This is a genomic window from Paraburkholderia sp. GAS41 (assembly GCF_050436545.1).
In the GTDB taxonomy this organism is placed as follows: domain Bacteria; phylum Pseudomonadota; class Gammaproteobacteria; order Burkholderiales; family Burkholderiaceae; genus Paraburkholderia.
The window spans coordinates 42218-62492 of record NZ_JBNDMK010000021.1; the positions used below are offsets into that span (position 1 = coordinate 42218).

Below are 20275 nucleotides of genomic sequence, written 5' to 3' on the forward strand. Positions count from 1 at the left end.
AATCCTGTACCCCGTTCGTGTGCCGCTACAGCTCGCAGCGGCGCACTGCTCATGGCCGACTGCACCGTCACACAACAATGTTCACAAGACGGCCCGGCACGACGATGATCTTCTTCGGCGCGTTGCCTTCGGCGAACTTGGCAAACATCTCGTGGCCGAGGGCGGCTTGCTCGATGACATCGCGCGGGGCGTCCTTCGCGACCTTGACAGCGCCGCGCACCTTGCCGTTCACCTGCAGCACGAGTTCGATCTCGGCCTGCTCAAGCGCCTTTTCGTCGACCTTCGGCCACGCTGCGTCGAGCAGCGTGCCGAATTCGTCGGCATAGCCGAGTTCCTGCCACAACTGGAACGTAGCGTGCGGCACGACCGGGTACAGGACGCGCAACAGCACACCGTAGCACTCGCGCAGCACCGCCGCGTTTGCACCTTTGGCGCTGTCGAGCGCGTTGAGCATCTTCATCGCCGCCGACACCACCGTGTTGTACTGCAGACGCTGGTAGTCGAAATCGGCCTGCTTCAGCACGCTGTAGATCTCGCGACGCAGCACCTTGTCGGTTTCGGCGAGTTGTGCGGCGTCGAACGAACCGCGTTGACGCAAGCCGGCTTCATTGGCATGACCGAAGCCCCACACGCGACGCAGGAAGCGGCTCGCGCCTTCCACGCCGGCGCCCGACCATTCGAGCTGCTGCTCGGGCGGCGCCGCGAACATCACGAAGAGACGCGCGGTGTCGGCGCCATACTGGTCGATCAGCACCTGCGGGTCGACGCCGTTGTTCTTCGACTTCGACATCTTCTCGACGCCGCCCAGTACGACCGGCTCACCGTCCGCAATCGAGGTAGCGCCGAGCGGACGACCCTTGTCGTCGTGCGTGACCGTGACGTCGAGCGGGTTGTACCAGGTCTTCTTGCCTGCTTCGCTTTCGCGGTAATAGGTTTCGTTGAGCACCATGCCTTGCGTCAGCAGGTTCTTCGCCGGCTCGCCGAAGTTCACAATGCCCAGATCGCGCGAGACCTTCGCCCAGAAGCGCGAATACAGCAAGTGCAGGATCGCGTGCTCGATACCGCCGATGTACTGGTCCATCGGCATCCAGTAGTCGGTGCGGGCGTCGACCATTGTCTTCGCGTCCGGCGCCGCATAGCGGTAGAAGTACCACGATGAATCGACGAACGTGTCCATCGTGTCGGTTTCGCGCCTGGCAGGTGCGCCGCACTTCGGACAGGTGCAGTTCACGAATGCTTCGGACTTCGCGAGCGGATTACCCGTACCGTCCGGCACGAGGTCTTCCGGCAGCACCACCGGCAGGTCCTGCTCCGGCACCGGCACGTCGCCGCAAGTCTTGCAATGGATGATCGGAATCGGCGTGCCCCAGTAACGCTGGCGCGAGACACCCCAGTCACGCAGACGGTAGGTGACCTGCTTGTCGCCGAGGCCGAGTTCCTTCAGATCGCTCGCGATCGCATCCACGGCTTGCGTGTACGCGAGGCCGTCGTACTTACCGCTGTTGACCAGCGTGCCGTTCTTGTCGCCGTACCATTCTTGCCAGGCGTCGGTCGCGAACTCTTTCCCTTCGACCGTCACCACCTGCTTGACCGGCAGACCGTATTTTTTGACGAAGGCAAAATCACGCTCGTCATGCGCCGGCACGCCCATCACCGCGCCTTCGCCGTAGCTCATCAGCACGTAATTGCCAATCCACACTTCGACCTGCTCTTGCGTGAGCGGGTGCGTGACGTGGAAGCCCGTGCCCATGCCCTTCTTTTCCATCGTCGCAACGTCAGCTTCGGCGACACCGCCACGCTTGCATTCTTCGATAAAGGCCTGCAATTCCGGCTTGTCCTGCGCGAGCCGCGTGGCGAGCGGGTGCTCCGCCGCGACGGCGCAGAAGGTCACGCCCATGATCGTGTCGGCGCGCGTGGTGAACACGCGCAACACCTTCTGCTCGCCGTCGATCTCGTACGGAAAACCGAAGTTCACGCCGAAGCTCTTGCCGATCCAGTTCTGCTGCATGATCTTGACCCGCTCGGGCCAGCCGAGGCCTTCGAGGTCGTTCAGCAATTCGTCCGCGTACTGCGTGATGCGCATGTAGTACATCGGGATTTCGCGCTTTTCGACCAGCGCGCCCGAGCGCCAGCCACGCCCGTCGATCACCTGCTCGTTGGCGAGCACGGTCTGGTCGACCGGGTCCCAGTTCACGGTGCCGGTCTTCTTGTACGCGATGCCCTTTTCGAGCATTTTCAGGAACAGCCACTGGTTCCACTTGTAGTAGTCCGGGCTGCAGGTCGCGACTTCGCGCGACCAGTCGATCGCCAGCCCCATCGACTGCATCTGCTTCTTCATGTAAGCGATGTTGTCGTACGTCCACTTCGCCGGCGGCACGTTGTTGGCCATCGCGGCGTTTTCCGCCGGCATGCCGAATGCGTCCCAGCCCATCGGCATCAACACGTTATAGCCGTTCATCCGCAGATAGCGGTACATCACGTCGTTGATCGTGTAGTTGCGCACGTGACCCATATGCAGCTTGCCCGACGGATACGGCAGCATCGAGACGCAGTAGAACTTGGGCTTGTCGGTGGTTTCCGTTGTCTTGTAGGCGTCAACGGCGCGCCATTGCCCTTGCGCGGCGGATTCGACGTCGGAGGGAACGTATTTTTCGTGCATGGTGTGATGGGATCGCTGGGTTCGGTGCTTTCGCACCGGGCCTGGTGCTCTGCTTGATGAAATGGCGTCGTTTCCCCATTTGCAGGGGAAAACGTTGATTATACCGTCCACTCGGGACGACGCAGGCGCGACTCGGTATGGGCGGCGGGGCTTGCGGGATCAGGGCCCGCGAGAGCGTCTGCCGGCGCGCCAGCCCAGAAAACACGGGAATCTGGGGTCAGGGGGCGACCCGCGCGTCCCTAGTGACTGAGCACCGGCGGCGGTGGCTCCGTCACGAAGCCGATCCGCTCGAGTCCCGCCTGCTGCGCGGCACCCATCACCTGGGCGATGACTTCGTAGCGCGTCGAGCGCTCGGCGCGCAACTGGATGTCCGGCTGCTGCGCCGTTTTGCCGGCTTCCGCGAAACGCGCACGCATCTGGTCGAGCGTCAGGACGTCGCCGTTCCAGTAGAGCTTGCCCGCGGCGTCGATTGAAAGCGAAATGGTCTGCGGGGTCTGACGCGCCGGCGCGGCGGCGACTTTCGGCAGATCGAGGGGGATCGCGTGCGTGAACAAGGGCGCGGTAATGATGAAGATCACGAGCAGCACCAGCATCACGTCGATCAGCGGGGTCATGTTGATCTCCGCCATCGGCGCCGCGGTTTGCCGTTTTTCGAGTCCGCCGAATGCCATGTCGACCTCCTGCCTGACTTAAGCCGAGCTGGGCTGGGCTGATTTCACCTGGGGCGCGGCCGTGGCGGGCGCGCAGACGTAAGCGTGCAAATCGTGCGCGAAGCCGTCCAGTTCCTCGGACAACTGCCGCACCATGCGGCCGAGCACGTTATACGCGAGCACCGCGGGGATCGCGACCACGAGGCCGAAGGCCGTCATGATCAGCGCCTCGCCGACCGGTCCGGCGACGTTTTCGATCATCGCCTGCCCGCTGGCGGCAATGCTGCCGAGCGCGTGATAGATGCCCCACACGGTGCCGAGCAAGCCGACGAACGGCGCCGTGCTGCCCACCGACGCGAGCAGCACCTGGCCCGATTCGAGCCGCCGTTGCGAGGTGGTGAGCGCCTGCCGCAGTGCCCGCAGCACGCGCTCGCCGCGCTCGACGCGGGCAAGCAAGACACCGGGGATATCCACTTCCGCCGCATGCAGCGCGGCTTCAGCGAGCGGTGTGAAGACGCGCTCGCTGTCCGCGCGCCGCAAGGCCGCGACGCCTTCCGAGAGGGTCGGCGCCTGCCAGAATTGCGCAAGCGCGCGCGCCGCCTGACGCTTTGCCCGGCCCAGCATCCAGCCCTTGACGAGCAGGAAGCACCAGCTCGTCACCGACATGGCCAGCAGCAAGTAGGCTACGGCGTGCGTGATCGTGTCGCTGGACTGCAGGTAGTGAAGAATGCCAGTGCCTGCCATTGGACCTCACCGTCGGAAAATGTGCGCCGCCATGGACGTGGCGCACGGGACGCAGCCGGAACGGAGCGCTCAGCGCAGGCCGAGCACGTCCTGCATGTCGTAAAAGCCGTTTGCGCGGCCTTCGAGGAAGTGCACAGCGCGAAGCGCGCCCTGCGCATAGGACAGCCGGCTCGCCGATTTGTGCGTAATTTCGATCCGCTCGCCGATGCCCGCGAACAGCACGGTATGGTCGCCGACAATATCGCCGCCGCGAATCGCGGCAAAGCCGATGGTAGACGGATCGCGCCCGCCGGTGACGCCCTCGCGGCCATAGACTGCGCATTCGTCGAGATTGCGGCCGAGCGCGCCGGCGATGACTTCGCCCATGGCCAGCGCGGTGCCGGACGGCGCGTCCACCTTATGGCGGTGATGCGCCTCGATGATCTCGATGTCGTAACCCGTCGCAAAGTGGCGCGCGGCGTATTCGAGCAGCTTGAGCGTGACGTTGACGCCCACGCTCATGTTGGCCGCGAAGACGATGCCGGTCTTGTCACCCGCCGCGCGCAATTGCGCCTTCTGCTCGCCATCGAAACCCGTGGTGCCGATCACCAGCTTGACGTTGTGGCGCAGCGCCGCTTCGAGATGCACCAGCGTGCCGGCCGGACGCGTGAAGTCGATCAGATAGTCGGACTGGGCAAACACCTGCTCGATGTCGTCGGTCAGCGCGACGCCCATTTGCTTGCCGAGAAATGCCCCGGCGTCCTCGCCAATGTGCGAAGAACCGCTTCGCACCAGCGCGCCCGAAAGCTTGACAGCAGAATCGTTCAGGACGGCTTCGATCAGCATTCGGCCCATACGGCCCGATGCTCCGGCAATGGCAATGTTCATGGCAGTCACGTGCAAAAAGCGACACAAAGTGCGCCGCGGAAATCGCGAAATGGCGGAAGAAACACAAATGACGGGCTCGCGCTGCGCGCGCGGCCCGTCATTATCAGAGACAGCGTATTTAGCTACCCGTTCCCGAGGTCGTCGGCACGGACGACGTCAGCGGGGCGTTGTGGGTCGGACCGTTGTTGCTCTGCGAACCTGCCGGACCCACCGGGTTGTCCTGCGGCGCACCCGGCACCGTGGGCGGCGGCGGACGCGTGAACTGGAACTGCGGCTGGCCCGGCACCGTTGCATTCTGCGGCACGCCGCCGTTCGACTGCGGCGTATTGGCCCGCACCGACGGCGTGATCTTGCCGGTCGGCGCCTGCACCGCGTCAGTTGCGCGGTTGGCTGCCTGCGCGGCTTCAGCGTTTGGCGCCATCGACTGCTCAGCGGCCGCGGCCGCATCCGTCGGCGGCGTAACCGGCGCTGCGGCGGCGGCCGTGCCCGATGCGGCGGCCGGTGCGCTCGCGGCCGCAGCGGCTGCCGCTGCTGCAAACGCCTTCTTGCCGCGCTTGTCGCCGTCGATTTCGGCGAGCAGTTCGAGGTTGGACGGCAGATCCTCACCACCCGCCCAGCTGGCAACACGGTCACCCGCGAAAGTCACGACAAAGTCGCGCTGCTGCACCACGCTCGTATTGCCGCGCTTGAAATAGAACACGTAGTCCCAGCGGTCTGCGTGGAACATGTCGGCGAGAAGCGGTGTGCCCAGCAACAGGCGCACCTGGTCGCGCGACATGCCAACCTGCATCTGGGCAGCTGCCTCTGCTGAGACGAAGTTGCCCTGCACGACGGTAATCCGATATGGCGTTATGCTTTGGGCGATTCGCTGCGTCACGCTGTCGTAAGTCGAGCATCCGGCAAGGACCGCGACAGTCGCTGCAGCAATCAAGGTACCCCGCATGCGGCTCCCCCGGTAGATCAATAGAGATTTTGAAATCATTTCACTCACCGTGCGGGCCCTGCCTCATGGGCGAGCCGCGCGAGTTTCATTGCATCGAAGATGACCAGAACAGCGAAAACACATTACTATTAGAACCCTGCATTGTACTCTAGGGATCCCTTGCCATGACCAATCCAACCGATCTGAAAAATATCGGCCTCAAGGCGACCCTACCGCGCCTCAAGATTCTGGAGATTTTCCAGCACAGCCCGGTGCGTCACCTGACCGCTGAAGACGTCTACCGCAATCTTCTGCACGAAGAACTCGATATCGGACTGGCCACCGTATATCGCGTGCTTACGCAGTTCGAACAGGCAGGACTGCTTTCACGCAGCAACTTCGAATCCGGTAAGGCCGTGTTCGAGCTGAACGAAGGCACCCACCACGACCACCTCGTGTGTATCGATTGCGGGCTGGTCGAGGAGTTTTACGACCAGGAAATCGAAAGCCGCCAGCAGGCAATCGCAAAGGAGCGCGGTTTCAAGTTGCAGGAACATGCACTGGCGCTGTACGGTGCCTGCACGAAGGAAAATTGCCCGCATCGCAAACATTGACGCGCACGATGCCCGCGCGCGTGAAGGCAGGCAAGCGCGGCGGGTAATAAAAGGAAACCCGGTCGTCGAACGTCGACCGGGTTTTTTTGCGCCCTGAGATCTGGCGCGGCGCTGAACGAAGCGTGAGCGCGGTCAAAGCCCTCTGGCGGCAATCAGCATCCGTAACGATCGGTAACGCGTGCCGCTACCACACCAGGCGCCAAGGTTCATCCAGCGCGATCTCGTCGCAGTTCGGTTGCTCGCCACCCCGGTCCACCACCACGAAATCGCTGACGCGCTCAAGCGCAAGCAGCGGGTGGTGCCAGACCCCCTTTGCATAATTGACGCCCTGCCAACCCTCGGTCCAGAACGCGCGCATCTGCGTCGGATCGAACTTGCCCGCCGGCGCGACCACGATCAGATAGCTCGCCCCTGCCAGCGGAAGGAAAGCCTGGCTACCCAGCGGATGCCGCTCCAACATCGCAATCTCAACCGGCAGCGCACGCGGTTGCGCGCGAAACAGATTGATCAGCGGCCGGCCGCGCTGCTCGTCAATGTCGACCTTGGCCAGGTCGTGGTAACGCTCGGTCGTGCCGCCGTTGATCGGAAAGTGACGCGCGCCATCCAGTTCGATCACGTCGCCAAATGGCGCAAAGCCGCTACGCGTCAGACGTTCCATCTGCAGGGTCTTCATAGCCCGGTCTCCTCCACGAGGTTGCGTTACGCCAGTTCGCCCCACAGACGCAGGCGCGACACACCGCCGTCCGGATAGATATTGAAACGCACATGTGTGACCGGACCGAGCGAAGCCAACCCGGCCTCGAACGGATGCACGTGGTCCATCTGCAGTTTCTGCTCGCCCATCAGCACGGGCCAGAACATCGCTTGCGTGACGAGCGATTCGTCGGTGCCACCGCTCACGCTCGCGGCCTGCAACGAACAGCGATCCGGAAAATTGCCTTTGAAGTAAGCGGTGTCGACTTCCACCTTGCGAATCACGCCAGGCCGCGCCAACGCGACGATCGCCCAGTCGTTACCCGGCTCGCGGCGACGCCGCGTTTCCCAGCCGTCGCCCATGTTGACGCCGCGTCCGGGCATCAGCATCTGTGAGGCCGGCCCGAAATGCTGATTGTTCGCGGCGACGAGGTAAGCGCCGTTTTCGATCGCAGCCAGATCGATCAGGCTACCGCGCTCGACGCGCTCCCAATCCCGCTTCGGCTGGCCATACACGCGCAAGCGCGCAAGCCCGCCGTCCGGATACAGATTCACCCGCAGATGCGTGAAGGCACGGGCATCGTCGACGGCCACGTAATGGTGTTGATTGCCTTGCAGCGTCATGGCCGGCACGACGACGTGCCACTCGGCGTTGTCCGGTGGAGTTTCGTCATCGGCATAGCAGCCTTCGAGCGAAGCCGCCGGCGGAAAATTGCCGGTGAAATGGCTCGTGTCGAGATCCACGCCATGGATCACCCCTGGCCGCGCCAGCCGGACCACGCAGTAGTCGTGCCCCGTGGTGCGCTTGCGACGGGTTTCCCAACCGTCCATCCATTTACCGTGATCGTCGTACTTGCCGGGAATGAACACCGCCGGCTGCGGATCGAGCATGCGATCTTTCGGCGCGAAGAATTCGTCGCTGGCGAAGAGCGCCTTCGCACCGAGGCGCGGGTCGGCCAGATTCATGTAGCGGCGCGTAAAGGCAGGGGCGTTGGGGTCGAGGATCGGAGTAGCCATGGGTCTCGGTCAATCGTAGGAAGGAGAAAACCGGCGGGTGCTGGTGTTCGCTTGTGGGCTCGACGCCCGCCGGATGAGGTGTTTGCTATTGACGCTCTGCCGTCGTATCAGACCGCGTGCGCGGCATCGGCGGAAACCGGTGCGGCGTCCGCTTCTTCTTCGCCTGCGGGAACGTAAAGATAGGCGGCTTCGCGGTTCAGCACGCGGCGGGCGCGCGCCTTGTCGATATCGTTTTCCCACACGGCCACAATGACCGTGGCGACACAATTGCCAATCAGATTGGTGAGCGCGCGGGCAATCCCGACGAACCAGTCCACCGGCAGGATCAGCACCAGGCCGAGCACCGGGATCGCAGGAATCGCGGAGAGCGTCGCGGCGAGAATCACGATCGCCGAACCCGGAATACCGTGCGCACCCTTCGAGGTCACCAGCGACACCAGCACCACCACGATCAGATCGTGCAGCGACAGCGGCGTGTTGGTGGCCTGCGCGATGAAGATCACCGCGAGCGTCAGGTAGATGGAAAAGCCATCCAGATTGAACGAGTAGCCAGTGGGAATCACGAGGCCAACCGTCGAATCCTTCACGCCCATAAATTCGAGCTTGCGCATGATTTGCGGCAACACGGCGTCGGACGATGCCGTACCGAGCACGATCGACATTTCCTCACGCAGATAGCGGATCAGCTTGAAGACGTTGAAGCCGGCGAGACGCATCACGATCCCGAGCACGATCGCGACGAACACGATGCAGCTCGCGTAGAACACGACAACCAGCATGCCCAGTTGTTCGAGCGAGGCGACGCCGTACGTGCCGGTGGTGAACGCGATTGCACCGAGCACGCCAAGCGGCGCCAGCTTGATGATGAAGCTCATTACGCGGAAAAAGACCTGCCCCAGTTCGTCGATCAGGCCGCTCACCTTCTGGGCCTTGCCGCCAAGCAGCGACAGCGCCGAGCCGAACAGCACCGAGAACACGAGGATCTGCAGGATGTCACCCGTGGCAAACGCGTTGATGGCGGTGTCCGGGATGATCTTCAGCAGAAATCCTGCGGTGTCCTTCAGATCTTTGGTGTGCTCGGTATAGGTCGTGAGCGAAGCGGCATCGAGCGAATGCAGATTGATATTCATGCCTACGCCGGGCTTCGTCAGATACGCGAGCACCGCGCCGATCACGAGCGCGATGGTCGTCATGAATTCGAAATAGACCACCGCCTTCAGACCGACCCGCCCCACTTTCTTCAGGTCGCCCGCGTGCGCCATACCGCTCACCACCACACAGAACACGATCGGACCGATCACCATCTTGATCAGCTTCAGGAAACCATCCCCGAGCGGCCGCAACGATTGGGCGAAATGCGGAAACAGCGCACCGATCACGATGCCCGCTACCAGAGCGATCACCACCCGGCCAAACAGCGAATTGAAAAACTTCAACACGGCCTTCTCCCGGTTTAAGGATTCATCTGTTCATACTGGTCCGACCAGTACTGTTATGGTGAATAGTAGGAAGCCGATATAGTCGCGTCAAGGCAGAAAATAATGGTGTTTACCCGCCTGAATCAACGGCCGGTTGCGCGTTTTTCGTCTGAGGATTAATTACGCGGTGCGGCCGGGAAAGCCGCGGATTACAATGCCGGTCAGACCACACGATTCCATCGAGGATCATGAAGAACGTCCCGCACACCGTCACCGATTCCGCCATTGCCACGATCCGCGAACGGATCGAGGGCGGCGTGTATCCGGTCGGCAGCCTGTTGCCCGCACAACGTCAGCTCTCCGAAGAGCTGGCCATTAGCCGCGCTTCGCTGCGCGAGGCTCTATCAACGCTGGAGGCGCTTGGCCTGCTGATGATCCGCCCCGGCAAGGGCGTGTATGTGGAGAGCGCACAGGCATCCGCTACGCACCCATGGCGTTTCGCTGAGCAGTCGTCGCTGCCGGATACGTATCAGATGCGCTTTGCGCTAGAAGGCTTCGTTGCGCGGATGGCGGCGCTCGCAATCAGCGATGCGGATATTGCCTGGTTCGAGGAGAACATCGACGCCATGCACGGTGCGCTGGCCTGCAACGAGCTCGATGAAGCCGCGCGACTCGATTTCGACTTTCACATGCGCATGGTGAGCATTGCCGGCAATGCGGCGATCGAATCGATCCTGCGCAGCAGTGCCGACATCATGAAGGAAAGCCAGCGCATGCCCTTCTTCAGGCGCGAGCTGGTGCTATCGACCTATCACGAGCATCGCGCGATTCTCGACGCACTGAAAACCCGTGATTCCGCCGCAGCCGGCAAGGCAATCGAGACGCATATTACGAACGCCGCGCAGCGCGCCGGTGTGTATTTTCCGGTGCCGAAGGGGTAAAAGCGTCCACGCGTAAAGGTGGAAAGTCCTGTTCTGAAATCAGAACGCAGAAGCAGAACGCAGGCGTAAAAATGCCGCTCCGAGGAGCGGCATTTTTTTGTGCCGACAGCGCCTGAAGCGCCGCAGTCCAGCTTACTTCGCGTTCGCGAGCGCCACAGCCGTATCCAGCATGCGGTTCGAGAAGCCCCACTCGTTGTCGTACCAGCTCGACACCTTCACCAGACGGCCCGACACCTTGGTCAGCGTGGCGTCGAAAGTGGACGAAGCCGGGTTGTGGTTGAAGTCGATCGACACCAGCGGCGCCTTGTTGTAGCCGAGGATGCCCTTCAGCTCGCCTTCCGATGCTTCCTTCATGATCGCGTTGACTTCATCGACCGTCGTGTCGCGCTTGGCGATGAACGACAGGTCGACGATCGACACGTTGATGGTCGGGACGCGAATGGCGTAGCCGTCCAGCTTGCCGTTCAGTTCCGGCAGCACGAGGCCGACAGCCGATGCAGCACCCGTCTTGGTCGGGATCTGGCTGTGCGTGGCCGAGCGCGCGCGGCGCAGGTCTTCGTGATACACGTCCGTCAGAACCTGGTCGTTCGTGTAAGCGTGAATCGTCGTCATCAGGCCGTTTTCCAGACCGATCTTGTCGTTCAGCGGCTTGACGAGCGGTGCCAGGCAGTTGGTCGTGCACGATGCGTTCGAGATGACCGTGTCCGATGCCTTCAGGACGGTGTGGTTCACGCCGTAGACGATCGTTGCGTCGACATCTTTACCGCCCGGTGCCGAGATGATGACCTTCTTCGCGCCACCCTTGATGTGCGCGCTGGCCTTTTCCTTGGTCGTGAAAAAGCCCGTGCATTCCAGCACGACGTCGACGTTCAGTTCGCCCCACGGCAGTTCAGCCGGGTTACGGATTGCCAGCACGCGGATGCGGTCGCCGTTGACAACCAGGTAATCGCCGTCCACCGACACTTCGCCCGGGAACTTGCCGTGGGCGGTGTCGTATTGCGTCAGGTGAGCGTTAGTGTTGGCATCGCCCAGGTCGTTGATGGCGACGATCTGGATGTCGTGTTTCTTGCCGTTTTCATAGAAGGCGCGCAGCGTGTTGCGGCCGATCCGGCCGTAGCCGTTGATTGCGACGCGAATCGTCATGGTTTATCTCCTGATGGCTGAAAAAATACGTCCATGTATGGCTCTGCTGGCTCGGGTTCCGCCGCGCGTGAGCCACACGCGGCGGAACCCGACACCCAATCAGCCGAGTGCGGTCTTCGCCGTCGCTACCACGTTCTCGACGGTGAAACCGAAATGCTTGAACAACACGCCAGCCGGGGCGGATTCGCCGAACGTGTCGATCCCGACCACGCCGCCTTCCAGACCCACGTACTTGCGCCAGAAATCCGACACACCCGCTTCGATCGCCACGCGGCGCACGCCCTTGGGCAGTACGCGTTCGCGGTATTCGGCATCCTGCTGGTCGAATACCGTGGTAGCCGGCATCGACACCACACGTGCGGCAATCCCTTCGCGCGCGAGCGGTTCGACCGCCTTCAGCGCCAGTTCGACTTCCGAGCCGGTTGCGATCAGGATGATCTTGCGTGCCACGATCTCGTCGTTCCAGTCGCGCAAGACATAACCGCCCTTGGCGACGTTGGCGATCTGCGCATCCGTGCGTTCCGAGAACAGCAGGTTCTGACGGCTGAAGATCAACACCGACGGGCCGTGATGTTCGACAGCCTGAGTCCAGGCCACTGCAGTTTCGACCGTGTCGGCCGGCCGCCAGACCTGCAGGTGCGGGATCAGACGCAGGCTAGCCACATGTTCGATGGACTGGTGGGTCGGGCCGTCTTCGCCGAGACCGATCGAGTCGTGCGTGAATACGAAGATCGACGGCGCCTTCATCAGCGCGGCGACACGCAATGCATTGCGGCTGTAGTCGGAGAACGTCAGGAACGTGCCGCCGAACGCCTTGAAACCGCCATGCACCGCGATGCCGTTGATCGCGGCGCTCATGCCGAATTCGCGCACGCCGTAGTTGACGTAGTTGCCGGCGGCCTTGCCTTCCGCGTTCACGCGCACCGGCTTGGCGGCCTTCCAGTTGGTGAGGTTCGAACCGGTCAGGTCGGCCGAGCCGCCAAGCAGCTCAGGCAAGACCGTCGACAGGCCTTCGATAGCCTGTTGCGACGCCTTACGCGTCGCGATGGTTTCCGCGCGCTCGTTGGCGCCGGCGATGATGGCCTGCGCCTTTTCCGCCCAGTCGGCCGGCAGTTGCTTGCTCATGCGGCGGGTGAATTCAGCGGCTTCCTGCGGATACTTGGCCTCGTAGGTGGCGAAAGCCTTGTTCCACTCGGCTTCGTTCTGCGCGCCGGCGTCTTTCGCGTCCCACGCTGCGTAGACCTCCTGCGGGATCACGAACGGCTCCCACTTCCAGCCGATCTTTTCACGCGTGGCCGCGATTTCCTTCTCCCCAAGCGGCGCGCCGTGCGAGTCGTGGCTGCCGGCCTTGGTCGGCGCGCCTTCACCGATCACGGTCTTGCAGCAGATCAGCGTAGGCTTGTCCGACAGCTTGGCTTGTTTGATCGCCGCATCCACCGCCTCGACGTCATGACCCACCACGTGCGGAATCACGTTCCAGCCGTACGCTTCGAAGCGCTTCGGCGTGTCGTCATGGAACCAGTGCACCACTTCGCCGTCGATCGAGATGCCGTTGTCGTCGTAGAACGCGATCAGCTTGTTCAGCTTCAACACGCCCGCCAGCGAGCAGGCTTCGTGCGAGATGCCTTCCATCAGGCAGCCGTCGCCCACGAACACGTATGTGTGGTGGTCGACGATCTTCGCGTCCGCCTTGTTGAATTCCGTGGCCAGCAGCGACTCGGCGAGCGCCATGCCGACTGCATTGGCCAGACCCTGGCCGAGCGGGCCGGTGGTCGTTTCGACACCCGCCGTCATGCCGTATTCCGGGTGGCCCGGCGTCTTCGAATGCATTTGACGGAAGTTCTTCAGCTCTTCCATCGGCAGGTCGTAGCCGGTCAGATGCAGCAGCGAATACAGCAGCATCGAACCGTGGCCGTTCGAGAGCACGAAGCGGTCGCGGTCGGCCCATTGCGGGTTCTTCGGGTTGTGGCGCAGATGGCGCGACCACAGCGCAACGCCGATCTCAGCCATGCCCATGGGCATGCCGGGGTGGCCGGAATTCGCTTGTTGAACAGCATCCATAGCCAGCGCGCGGATCGCGTTGGCCATCAGGGAGGTGGGGGCGGGAGACGGGGTCGTCATGTCGAGTCCGGAGAACGAGTCCAAAAAGCGGGGCGCGGGCGGTGGTCCGGAAGCTCGGCGGCCAGTCTGCTACGGCGCACGGTGCGGCGCCGGGAGACGCGATACGGGCAGAGCAAACGGACAAGGCTGCAAAGCGTGACATTCTAACAGATGGTTGTGGCCTTTCCCGGCCGGAAACCGCACGGCGCGGCGCAGTGGCTTCGACTCTATAATCCCGGCATCGCCAACCGATCGCGCCCGCCCGCGCGCCGCCCACCTTGAGCGCTCCGCTGCTTTTCCAGCCAACTCCCTACGTCCTGTATGGTTTCCCAAACGCGCGGCGCCTTGCGAATGTCGTCTCGCCCCATCAGCAGATCGAAGTCTGGGATACCCCGCAACTCGGGCGGCTCTTCACGCTCGACGGCCGCCCGATGACCTCCGTCGGCGACGAATTCATCTATCACGAATGCATGGTGCATCCGAATGCGCTGGCCCACCCCGCGCCGCGCAGCGCGCTCGTGCTGGGTGGCGGCGACGGCGGCGCGGCGCGGCAACTGCTGCGCCATCCCGACATCACCCGCATCGTGGTGGCCGAGCTGGATGCCGAGGTCGTGCGCCTGACCCGCGAGTATCTGCCGCAGGTGCACGGGGGCGCCTTCGACGATCCGCGCGTCGAACTGGTGATTGGCGATGCCGTCGATTTCGTGGCGATCGCGCAGGAGCAATTCGACCTGATCGTGTTCGACCTGACACCGCCCGACTCGCCCGCGGCCAGCCTCTACACGCCGCAGTTCTACGCCCAGCTCAAGCGCGTGATGAACCCCTCAGCGGCCTTGTCGATGCACCTGGGCGCGCCGTACTTTCACGGTGCAACCGCGGCCAGACTGCTCGACGGCCTACGCGCGTCCTTTGCGGTCGTCCGCACGATGAGCGCGTTCGTACCGCTGTACGGCTCGCTATGGACGATGGCCACGGCAAGCGACACACTCGATCCCGCCGCACTCGCCCCAGCCGAGCTCACGGAGCGACTCGCGGCCCGGAAAATCACCGGTCTCGCGTGGTACGACGCCGATGCGCACACCGGACTCTTCTCCGCATCCCGCGCAGTGCGCGATAAACTAAGTCAATTCTTAAAGCCATCACGGTAAGGCGGCGGCAGAATGTGCGGCTGGTCGGCGCGGAGGTCGTGCGCCGCCCCTGGCCGCGCTGCACTCGCCCCCGCTGACCCTGGAACCGGAGAACTCCATGACCGCCTCTCGCCCAGCCGGTGTGCCCTGGTTGACCCCTTATCTCACGGTTCGCGACGCACGTGCCGCGATCGCGTTCTTCGAGGCGGCATTTGGCTTCCAGGTGCGTGACAGCGTCCAGGACGACGGTGTCGTCATGCATGTCGAAATGGTCTATCAGGCCCAGTTGATTGTGATGTTCGCGCCGGAAGGCGCGTTCGGTTCGGCAGCGAAGACACCCAAAAGCGCGGGCGCAATTGCACCGCAATCGTTCTATGTTTATGTCGACGATGTCGACGCGGTTTATGCGCGGGCGCTGGCAGCCGGCGCGAAATCGCTGAGCGAGCCACAGGATCAATTCTGGGGTGACCGTTTTGCGCAGGTCGAAGACCTGGACGGCTACCGCTGGGCGCTCGCTCGCCACCTTTCGTGAACCAATGAGTATTTTTCTGATGCCTCGCTTCTTCGTCGGAACCGCCCTCAAGCCCGACGACATCGTTCAGCTTCCCGATGACGTCACGCGGCACATCCTGGTCCTGCGCCTGCAACCTGGCGACTCAATCGTCCTGTTCAACGGCGAAGGCGGCGAATACAGCGCCGAACTCGTCGAAGTAGAACGGCGCTCGGCGAGCGTCCAGGTCCGCGAATTCCGCGATATCGAGGTAGAGCCGCCATATCATCTGACGCTCGCGCAAGGCATCGCCGGCGGCGACAAGATGGACTGGCTGATCGAAAAGGCCGTCGAACTGGGCGCCTCCAGTTTCGTGCCGCTCACCACGACGCGCAGCGTCGTGCGTCTGTCTGGCGAACGGGCACAACGGCGACACGCGCATTGGCAAGGTATCGTCCGCTCGTCATGTGAACAGTGCGGGCGCAATCGGCTGCCCGATGTCGCGCCAGTAAGAGAAATCGCCACCTGGCTGGGCGCCTTGCCCCGCAAACCTGAGGAAGGCGAGCTGCGGCTGCTGTTGTCGCCACGCGCAAGCATCAGCTTTACGGCGCTCCCGCCCACGCCGCCCCACGGGCGGGTCACCTTGCTGATCGGGCCGGAAGGCGGTTTCTCCGCCGCCGAAGAAGCCGCTGCGACCGATCACAGTTTCACCGCGGTTGGCCTCGGACCGCGCGTGCTGCGCACCGAAACCGCGGGAATCGCCGTGCTGGCCGCGTTGGCGGCGCGCTGGGGTGGTTGGTGAGCGTATCGAAATGATGCCACGGGGCGCTAGCCCGCGTGTGGTGCCGCGTAGCGCCGCACGCTCAATGTGATGGCCACCAGCGCGACTGCCACCACGAGAATCGCAATGCCCAAAAACAAAGGCCCGCCAGATTGGCGGGCCTTTGTTTTGTTCAACTATGCGTATTGAGTCTGCGAATGGTGTCTGATCAAAGCAATTCATACCGCACTCTGACCCGCCACCTCACATATTCAGGCAAACGAATAAAACACGCGGAATGCCACCTTGCGTTCGGCCCAGAATTCCGCCGCTTCGCGGAACACGTCGAGCAGCGTCTCGCGGCCTTCCTTGTCAAATTTCTGCGCGACCGGCAACGCCTCCAGCACAATCACAAAGCCGGGTTGCGTGCCGGCCTTTGCGACCAGGTCGGTCAGGCAATCGTAGAGCGCATCGTAATTCTTGCCGAAATGTTTCGGAAACAGAAATGAAGTCGCAATCGTTTCGAGGACTTCCTGCTTCGATTGCGCATTCGCACAATGCGCATACAGAAAGTGCTGGCCAAGCTGATTGGCTTCGTCAGCGAGATCCTGCACGCGAAACGCGCGGATCGACTGTACGATGTTCGGTCGTACGGTCTTGAAAAGACTCATAGGCCCCTCGTTCGATGAAAGCACAGTGCTGGCTTCGCTCTGGTTGTCCCGTCCGTCACCGGCGGAGCGCATCTGCATGACACGCTGAAACAGATTGCCGTCGCCAGCCGCGAAAAGATCCGTCGCGACTCCGGAGTCGTGCGCGTAGACGTTGTCGCTCATGCCGTTCATCCCGATGTCATTCAACAATACGATTAAAACTCGTGTAGTGGTCGCCCGAGTAGTAGCAGTTATCGGTCCGCTGTAGCGGACCCCCACAGACAATGCGACGCGCGCCGCGATTGTGGGCACGCGGCGTAGGAACGGTGTATTCGTGATAATAGCCGCGCCGGTGCGGCGGCAGCAGCCCTTCGCGGTTGCCGAATACGATGCCGTCCTTCTCATACGGGTAAGGCCCGCCTGTGGCAATCAAGTTCAACGTATTGACTGCTTCACGCGGCAATTGCGCCACCGCGATGGTGCCCTGCACCTGATTGTCACTGTTGCCGGGACTCGAATAGTCCCGCGCAAACGCACCGGTGACCACGCTCCCGCACAAACTGCCGACCGCCAGGGCGCCGATGAGCACGCCGCTGCGGAGCCACTTGCGTGCCATGAATCAGGGTTCCCGCTGTTAGATCACGAGTTTGACGACCATGAAAGACGTAAGGGTATCGCTAATGGCCCCTGGAATCAACGTTAGTCCGGCGTCCGAAAGGTTCCAATGTTGCGGAAAATGGCTGGAAACGCAGTCTTGACGACTCTTGACAGATTATTTTATCTCAATCGAGTTAAAATTAGCCTGACGGTGTTGTCCGGAATGAATGTCTTCAGTTCGCTCTATTCCGGACACCTCGGAGGTGGATATACCGTCTTTCAGCCTTTTTGGGTGGCAATCCCCTGTTCACCCATCGGCGTGCCCATTGCGGGCACGCCATTTTTTGTTGTGGCGAATCTCTCAGCGCCGGGTGAGCTGCGGCTTACCGTGCGGCGATCACGTCCGCCACCAGCAGCGCCGTCATGTTGACGACCCGGCGCACGGTGGCCGAAGCGGTCAGCACATGCACCGGCTTCGCGGCGCCCAGCAGGATCGGGCCAATTGCAATGTTGTTGCCCGCTGCCGTCTTGAGCAGGTTGTAGGAGATATTGGCGGAATCGATGTTCGGCATCACGAGCAGGTTCGCATCGCCCTCGAGCGTCGATTCAGGCAGTATTTCGCGGCGCAGATTGTGATCCAGCGCCACGTCGCCGTGCATTTCGCCGTCCACTTGCAGATCAGGAGCACGCTCGCGCAGGATCTCGAGCGTGTCGCGCATCTTCTGCGCGGTCGGCGCATTGCTCGTGCCGAAGTTGGAATGCGACACCAGCGCGATTTTCGGCTCGATGCCGAAGCGGCGCACTTCTTCGGCCGCCATGATCGTGATCTCGGCCAGTTGCGCAGGGGTCGGATCGACGTTCACGTGGGTGTCGACGAGGAAAATCTGCCGGCCCGGCAGCACCAGCCCGTTCATCGCCGCGTAGACGGTACGGCCTTCCTTCTTGCCGATCACCTGGTCGATGAAGTGCAGATGCCGGTGCGTCGTGCTGACCGTACCGCAGATCATGCCGTCCGCTTCGCCCTGGTTCACCAGCATCGCGCCGATCAGCGTGGTACGGCGGCGCATTTCGAGCTTGGCCATCTGCTCGCTGATGCCCTTGCGCGCCATCAGCTTGTGATACGCCTTCCAGAAGTCGCGATAGCGCTCGTCGTGGTCGGTGTTGACCACCGTGTAGTCCTGACCGTTGACCAGACGCAGGCCATAGCGCGCAATGCGCTGCTCGATCACGGCGGGCCGGCCGATCAGGATCGGCTTCGCCAGCTTTTCGTCGACGATGATCTGCAGGGCCCGCAACACGCGCTCTTCTTCGCCTTCCGCGAACACAATGCGCTTTTTCTCCGGCTCGACGCCGCGCGCCAACTGGAAGATCGGCTTCATCGTCGTGCCGCTGTGATACACGAACTGCTGCAGATGCTGCTCGTAGGCCTCCATGTCTTCAATGGGACGCTCGGCGACGCCCGAATCCATCGCGGCCTTCGCCACGGCCGGGGCAACCTTGACGATCAGGCGCGGATCGAACGGCTTAGGAATGAGGTATTCCGGCCCGAACGACAGGTCCTGAATGCCGTAAGCGGTAGCCACGATGTCGCTCTGCTCCTGGCGCGCCAGTTCCGCAATGGCGTTGACGGCGGCGATTTCCATTTCCCGCGTCACGGTCGTGGCGCCCGCATCCAGCGCGCCGCGGAACAGAAACGGGAACACGAGGACGTTGTTCACCTGATTCGGGTAATCGGTACGGCCGGTGCACAGCACCGCGTCTGGACGGACTTCCAGCGCCAGTTCCGGCAGGATTTCCGGGTTCGGATTGGCCAGCGCCAGAATCAGCGGCTTGTCCGCCATCTGCTTGACCATGTCCTGCTTGAGCACGCCGCCGGCCGACAGGCCAAGGAAAATATCGGCGCCGCCAATGGCTTCAGCCAGCGTGCGGGCCTCGGTTTCGCGGGCAAAGCGTTCCTTGTCCGGATCCATCAGTTCCACGCGGCCCTTGTAGACCACGCCGGCCAGATCGGTCACGGTGATGTTTTCGAGCGGCAGGCCGATGTCGACCAGCAGATCCAGACACGCCAGCGCCGCAGCGCCCGCGCCGGAGGAGACCAGCTTGACCTTCTTGATGTCCTTGCCCACCACCTTCAGACCGTTGGTGATCGCTGCCGCGACGACGATCGCCGTGCCGTGCTGGTCGTCGTGGAACACCGGAATCTTCATGCGCTTGCGGCATTCACGCTCGACGATGAAGCAGTCCGGCGCCTTGATGTCTTCCAGGTTGATGCCGCCGAAGGTCGGTTCGAGCGCAGCGATCACATCGACCAGCTTGTGCGGGTCGGACTCGTTCAGCTCGATGTCGAACACGTCGATACCGGCGAACTTCTTGAACAGTACGGCCTTGCCTTCCATGACCGGCTTGGAGGCCAGAGGACCGATGTTGCCGAGGCCCAGCACCGCCGTGCCGTTCGTCACGACGCCGACCAGGTTGCTGCGCGCGGTGAAGCGGGCCGCATTGAGCGGATTTTCGACAATTTCCTCGCACGCAAACGCGACGCCAGGCGAATACGCCAGCGCGAGGTCGCGCTGGTTGATCATCTGCTTGGTCGGCGCGATCGCGATCTTCCCCGGAGTCGGGAACTCGTGATAGTCGAGAGCGGCTTCGCGAAGTTTGGTATTGACGGGATTCGACATAAGGCGGGCTTGGAGGGCAGATTAGAATAGGTACTCGACGGCATTGTAGCGCCAATCCCTGACGCGATTCCTGCAATCAGGGCACAGGTGCCGCGACTGAAACAGGGCCAACGGCGCCGACCCCGCCCGCCCAGAGAACTTGCGGCGACGCAGCATTATCACCGTACAATGCGCGCCGTTAGCCGCTTTTCCGTGCACGGAACCC

At 62.5% G+C, this 20275-nt stretch carries 18 protein-coding genes; 5 read left to right on the plus strand and 13 right to left on the minus strand.

Annotated features, from left to right (window positions below; all coding sequences use genetic code 11):
* Positions 1-67 precede the first annotated feature (67 nt).
* The 5 genes from leuS to P3T43_RS25275 all read right to left on the minus strand — a co-directional run bounded on the left by leuS (position 68) and on the right by P3T43_RS25275 (position 5863).
* Complete coding sequence (gene leuS, locus P3T43_RS25255; protein ID WP_429283737.1) at positions 68-2659, minus strand: leucine--tRNA ligase; 2592 nt, start codon at positions 2657-2659, stop codon at positions 68-70.
* A 239-nt stretch (positions 2660-2898) separates the two neighbouring features.
* On the minus strand, positions 2899-3330 hold the full coding sequence (locus tag P3T43_RS25260) for an ExbD/TolR family protein (RefSeq protein ID WP_429283738.1): 432 nt from the start codon (positions 3328-3330) through the stop codon (positions 2899-2901).
* Between the two features lie 18 nt (positions 3331-3348).
* Entirely contained in the window at positions 3349-4053 is a 705-nt protein-coding gene (locus tag P3T43_RS25265; protein ID WP_429283739.1) for a MotA/TolQ/ExbB proton channel family protein, read from the minus strand.
* A 69-nt stretch (positions 4054-4122) separates the two neighbouring features.
* Positions 4123-4920, minus strand: coding sequence for a 4-hydroxy-tetrahydrodipicolinate reductase (gene dapB / locus P3T43_RS25270; protein ID WP_429283740.1), 798 nt, complete (start codon positions 4918-4920; stop codon positions 4123-4125).
* 118 nt (positions 4921-5038) lie between these two features.
* Positions 5039-5863 carry an outer membrane protein assembly factor BamE gene (locus P3T43_RS25275; RefSeq protein ID WP_429283741.1) on the minus strand — a complete coding sequence of 275 codons (825 nt, stop codon included), beginning with the start codon at positions 5861-5863 and terminating at the stop codon, positions 5039-5041.
* 164 nt (positions 5864-6027) lie between these two features.
* Here P3T43_RS25275 and fur point away from each other — a divergent pair, with 164 nt between their 5' ends.
* On the plus strand, positions 6028-6456 hold the full coding sequence (gene fur, locus P3T43_RS25280) for a ferric iron uptake transcriptional regulator (protein ID WP_429283742.1): 429 nt from the start codon (positions 6028-6030) through the stop codon (positions 6454-6456).
* 184 nt (positions 6457-6640) lie between these two features.
* Here fur and P3T43_RS25285 read toward each other — a convergent pair whose 3' ends face one another.
* The 3 genes from P3T43_RS25285 to P3T43_RS25295 form a co-directional block, all read right to left on the minus strand.
* Positions 6641-7129, minus strand: coding sequence for an ureidoglycolate lyase (locus P3T43_RS25285; RefSeq protein ID WP_429283743.1), 489 nt, complete (start codon positions 7127-7129; stop codon positions 6641-6643).
* Between the two features lie 26 nt (positions 7130-7155).
* Entirely contained in the window at positions 7156-8166 is a 1011-nt protein-coding gene (alc, locus tag P3T43_RS25290; RefSeq protein WP_429283744.1) for an allantoicase, read from the minus strand.
* 107 nt (positions 8167-8273) lie between these two features.
* Positions 8274-9605 (minus strand): C4-dicarboxylate transporter DctA, encoded by a 1332-nt coding sequence (locus tag P3T43_RS25295; protein ID WP_429283745.1) that lies wholly within the window; start codon positions 9603-9605, stop codon positions 8274-8276.
* Between the two features lie 227 nt (positions 9606-9832).
* Here P3T43_RS25295 and P3T43_RS25300 point away from each other — a divergent pair, with 227 nt between their 5' ends.
* Positions 9833-10525, plus strand: a complete 693-nt coding sequence (locus P3T43_RS25300; RefSeq protein WP_429283746.1) for a FadR/GntR family transcriptional regulator — start codon at positions 9833-9835, stop codon at positions 10523-10525.
* Positions 10526-10657: 132 nt separating this feature from the next.
* Here P3T43_RS25300 and gap read toward each other — a convergent pair whose 3' ends face one another.
* Positions 10658-11668 carry a type I glyceraldehyde-3-phosphate dehydrogenase gene (gap, locus tag P3T43_RS25305; RefSeq protein ID WP_429283747.1) on the minus strand — a complete coding sequence of 337 codons (1011 nt, stop codon included), beginning with the start codon at positions 11666-11668 and terminating at the stop codon, positions 10658-10660.
* Positions 11669-11767: 99 nt separating this feature from the next.
* Positions 11768-13789 (minus strand): transketolase, encoded by a 2022-nt coding sequence (tkt, locus tag P3T43_RS25310; RefSeq protein WP_429283748.1) that lies wholly within the window; start codon positions 13787-13789, stop codon positions 11768-11770.
* Positions 13790-14046: 257 nt separating this feature from the next.
* Between tkt and speE the strand changes: the two genes are divergently transcribed.
* From speE to P3T43_RS25325, 3 genes are all read left to right on the plus strand, one after another.
* Positions 14047-14916 (plus strand): polyamine aminopropyltransferase, encoded by an 870-nt coding sequence (speE, locus tag P3T43_RS25315; RefSeq protein WP_429283749.1) that lies wholly within the window; start codon positions 14047-14049, stop codon positions 14914-14916.
* 97 nt (positions 14917-15013) lie between these two features.
* Positions 15014-15427, plus strand: a complete 414-nt coding sequence (locus tag P3T43_RS25320; protein ID WP_429283750.1) for a VOC family protein — start codon at positions 15014-15016, stop codon at positions 15425-15427.
* 19 nt (positions 15428-15446) lie between these two features.
* Entirely contained in the window at positions 15447-16187 is a 741-nt protein-coding gene (locus tag P3T43_RS25325; protein ID WP_429283751.1) for a 16S rRNA (uracil(1498)-N(3))-methyltransferase, read from the plus strand.
* 230 nt (positions 16188-16417) lie between these two features.
* Here P3T43_RS25325 and P3T43_RS25330 read toward each other — a convergent pair whose 3' ends face one another.
* From P3T43_RS25330 to P3T43_RS25340, 3 genes are all read right to left on the minus strand, one after another.
* Positions 16418-16978 (minus strand): barstar family protein, encoded by a 561-nt coding sequence (locus tag P3T43_RS25330; protein ID WP_429283752.1) that lies wholly within the window; start codon positions 16976-16978, stop codon positions 16418-16420.
* A 16-nt stretch (positions 16979-16994) separates the two neighbouring features.
* Positions 16995-17411, minus strand: coding sequence for a ribonuclease (locus P3T43_RS25335; protein ID WP_429283753.1), 417 nt, complete (start codon positions 17409-17411; stop codon positions 16995-16997).
* Between the two features lie 364 nt (positions 17412-17775).
* The gene (locus P3T43_RS25340) at positions 17776-20070 is read right to left on the minus strand and encodes an NADP-dependent malic enzyme (RefSeq protein WP_429283754.1); all 2295 of its coding nucleotides are present in this window, start codon (positions 20068-20070) and stop codon (positions 17776-17778) included.
* Positions 20071-20275: the final 205 nt, after the last annotated feature.